At 67.3% G+C, this 3470-nt stretch carries 3 protein-coding genes; 2 read left to right on the top strand and 1 reads right to left on the bottom strand.

Going from position 1 to position 3470, the window contains the following annotated elements; translation table 11 throughout:
• Nucleotides 1-267: 267 nt before the first annotated feature.
• On the bottom strand, nucleotides 268-1371 hold the full coding sequence (locus tag D5H78_RS17935) for a TolB family protein (RefSeq protein WP_119951869.1): 1104 nt from the start codon (nucleotides 1369-1371) through the stop codon (nucleotides 268-270).
• Nucleotides 1372-1380: 9 nt separating this feature from the next.
• On the opposite strand from D5H78_RS17935, the gene D5H78_RS17930 reads away from it, so the two are divergent.
• Both D5H78_RS17930 and D5H78_RS17925 read left to right on the top strand, forming a co-directional pair.
• Entirely contained in the window at nucleotides 1381-1902 is a 522-nt protein-coding gene (locus D5H78_RS17930; RefSeq protein ID WP_119951868.1) for a DUF4240 domain-containing protein, read from the top strand.
• Nucleotides 1903-2275: 373 nt separating this feature from the next.
• A complete protein-coding gene (locus D5H78_RS17925) occupies nucleotides 2276-2785 on the top strand; it encodes a HEAT repeat domain-containing protein (RefSeq protein ID WP_133412093.1) in 510 nt (169 codons plus the stop codon).
• The last annotated feature ends 685 nt before the right edge of the window (nucleotides 2786-3470 follow it).

Below are 3470 nucleotides of genomic sequence, written 5' to 3'. Positions count from 1 at the left end.
CCCACACCGCACTCGACGGCCAACCCCCGATCAGCCGCGTCAACAACGTCTCGGGGCACTACAACTAGCGCACCGGGCGTGGCGGCGCGGACGACGACCGCCGCACAGTGGGCAACCCTGGACAGGCGCGCCCTCGACGACAGGAAGCACATCCGCTGTGGCGCTGTTCGTGGGCAAGCCCCTTGCTCGCGAACCAGTGGGCCCGACGTCCGACTGCGAAGCGCGAGTGCAATCCTGGGCACTGTACGTCTTGCGCGACGCTGATTCTTACAAGGCGCAGGGCATCAACACGAGCTCCCCGGAAACCTCGACGTCTAGGAGTATCTGATTCTTCACGCCCTGTGGATCAATGCGAAGCAGTAAGTCATCGTCGTCCCACTCGTCCCCTCGCTGCGCACTTACCAGGCTGCCGTCCGCCGCCCTGGACCAAGCAGCGGTCCCAGGAACGCTCTCCAGCAACTCCTCCGACTCGCCCGTCTCCGTATCGACCCGCAGGATCGACGACGTGAAGCCATCCGTGCCGGGGTAGGGTCGCGTAAGGAGCAGATGTCGACCATCACTGTCCCAACGCACACCGGTGGACCACCCAGTACTGCGATGGACGACCCGGCTAGGGCCGCCGTCCACGGGCGTGACCACGAGAGCGTTGCCGCGCAGAAAGGCGATGCGCGTCCCGTCAGGGCTGAAGACTGGGTTCTGATCCTCAACTACACGCGCGAGAGGATCGTCACCTAGATCGACCGTGAGAAAGCGCAGCGCGGTTGGCTCGTTGACGTCGACAAGGGCGATCCGCGGAGGCTTCCGCGAGCCACGACCACCGGCCCCGGGCTCGGGCGACACTCTGTGAGACACGGCAATCGTCGCGCCGTCCGGCGAAAAAGACAGCCCGCCGTACGCTGGCACAGGAGCCAGCGTCCTTTCCGCCCCAGTGCTCACGTCCACGCGGCGCAGCTCGTGCGGCGGCCATGGGCCACCTGCGTAGTCAGACGGCCGGCTGGCGGCATACACCACATAATCGCCGTCAGGGCTGGGGGTCGCGCCGTAGGCGACCGTCGAGGTGGTCAACCGCTCGGCTCTGCCCTCACGATCCACAAGGTACAGGTCCCGCCCAAACTCGCGGTTCGTCACGGGCACTGCGCCGCCGATCACCGCCCACGGCGTTGAGGCGGCGCACTCGGTCGCTGCTGCACGCTCGTTCGCATCGCCCGCGCTACCACACCCAGCCATCACCAGTGCACAGGCGATCCCGCAGGCCAGACTCCCGCTTGTCCGTGTTCCTGTCAGCATCGCAACCCCCGTCGTCGAGTGCTCTGACGGGATGCTAACGACGTCCGCCGGCGGCGGCACTAAGGCGTCAACTCCCTTGGTCATGCTGCCGAGGTGCGGGACGACGACTTCTGGACCTTGATCGACGGCAGTCTGGCGCGTTCGGGTCACGACGGCTACCCGACTGGGGCTCACCTCGCGATCCTTCTGAGCGAGCTGGAGCGTCTCCCTCTGAGGGACGTGGTCGCCTTCGAGGACTTGCAGGTGCAGCACCTGAACGAGCTCATGACCTGGCGTCACATCGGGGCTGCCGAACATTACTGCGGAGAGGGGCTGACCAGCGATCCTCTGGAGTACTTCCTCGCCTGGTCGCTGCACTTGGGGCGGGAGCAGCACCAGCGCTTCGTCGAGGACCCGGACAGCCTCGCCGACCTTCCGTCGGCCGAGAGCGATGTGGCACTCGGTGAAGAGCTGCTCCTCGCACCCCACACGGCGTACCGGCGCCGCACCAACAAGGTCCTCAGCGCCGAACACGGCATCACGATGCTCGTCCGCCTCCCAGAGGGAGATCCCGCGGAACGCCACAACCCGGCACAGATGCTCCCGCGCCTCTGGGCCCTCAAGCTGCAGATGTGACGCGCCGAGTGGCCGAGCCGATAACTGATCGCCATCGAGCGGCCAGCCGACCGCGCCGGTACTGCCCGCCCCGCTTCGTTGGACGTCCCCCTATCGGCTGCCACGGCCACGAAGGCTCCGACCACCGTCCGAGCTCTGCGATCCGGAGCCGTGACGCCGCGAACCGGACGCAGAGCGGGTCCCCGATCGCGATGCTCCTCTGGGGGCACGCGCGAGGGCACCAGGTCCTCTTTCCTGCTTCACGAGCTCGAAGATCACCGACCTGTTCAGCGCATTGATGTCCCGGGGAGGGTGCCGCGTGGAGGATGTCCTGAGTGCCCTCGCTGACGCTGGCTACACGGTCCAGTCACTGACCGACTTGCGGGATTCACCCGTGCTGTACGAGGAGGCTATCCCGGTCCTCCTGGCCTGGCTCCCTCGAACGACCGATCTCGGTCAGCGCGAGGAGATCGTGCGCTGCCTCACGGTGCGCTGGGCGCGGAGCGACGCACTCGGGCCGCTCCTCCGCGAGTTCGAGACTCTTCCCCTGGCCCCAGCCACGGCCAGGACGGAGAACTTGCGCTGGGCCGTCGGCAACGCGCTCGAAGTGCTGTGGGACGACGCCAGGTACTCCGACCTCGTGCGCCTGGCCAACGACGAGCGCTTTGGCGCAGCGCGCGAGATGCTCGTCCTGGGCTTCGCTCGCTCGAAGCATCCTAGTGCCGCTGACGACCTCGTGACTCTGCTGGATGACCCGGTAGTCGACGGGCACGCGGTGGCTGCGCTGCGCAAGCGCCGCGCTGCGCCGCCGCCCGAGGCGCTGCCGGCACTTGAGCGCCTACGCGGTGACAGGCGAGCCTGGGTGCGCAAGGAGGCTGCACGGGTTCTGGGCAGGCTGACGTGAGTCAGTCGGAAAGTCGTGCAGCATGACGGATGTGGACATTGGCGGCAGAGCATGTCGAAACCGCGCGTCTCATCGTCACTTCATCCATGGGCGATGGTAGGCGCTGCTATCGGGGCACTTGACTGTGGCGACAGATAGCCCTCTAGAAGGAGTACGTCCGCCGGCACCGACCTGAGCCACTCGGCAGGGGATCCCCTGCAGGCGATGACCTCAGCCGCCGCGACGTCAGGAAACCGCCGCTCGGACGTCAGCGGTTCAGCCGACCGTGAGGACCATGGGCGTCGACGTACACGTGCAGCGCCTCCTGCCGTCGCATCGGCACCTAGGGAGGCGAGTCTTCTGCGACAGCGTCGAGGATCTCGGACATGCTGGTAGCGCCGCACGAGGTCTCAGCGTCTGGCCAGGGACTCGAACTGCTCGAAGGCCGCCCCGCTCATGCCGTGCATCTCTGCCCGCAGCGACGGTGCCTGTCCTCGCCGAGTCGGCGTTGCGCCAGCGTCCCTGCTCCTGCTGACGCGGAGCCGCGTGACCAGATGAGGATCGCCCTGCGGGATCAGCCGGCCGCGGACGACCGCAGGCGTGGTGACAAGAAGGCCGGCCGGAACGTCTGCCTCGCCTGGGCTGTCAGAAGGAACGTCACTGCTGTCGCGTCTGGTCTCAGCGCGTGGTTCCGCAGGGCCCGCCG

The sequence above is a fragment of the Vallicoccus soli genome (assembly GCF_003594885.1).
GTDB classification, from domain to species: Bacteria; Actinomycetota; Actinomycetes; order Motilibacterales; family Motilibacteraceae; genus Vallicoccus; species Vallicoccus soli.
Note: the sequence above shows the minus strand (reverse complement) of the source record. Positions and strands in the feature narration are given on the sequence as shown.

Excerpts from the sequence above, each read along its gene's own strand:
- D5H78_RS17935 (WP_119951869.1), bottom strand. The coding sequence starts at position 1,371 with ATGACCAAGGGAGTTGACGCCTTAGTGCCGCCGCCGGCGGACGTCGTT.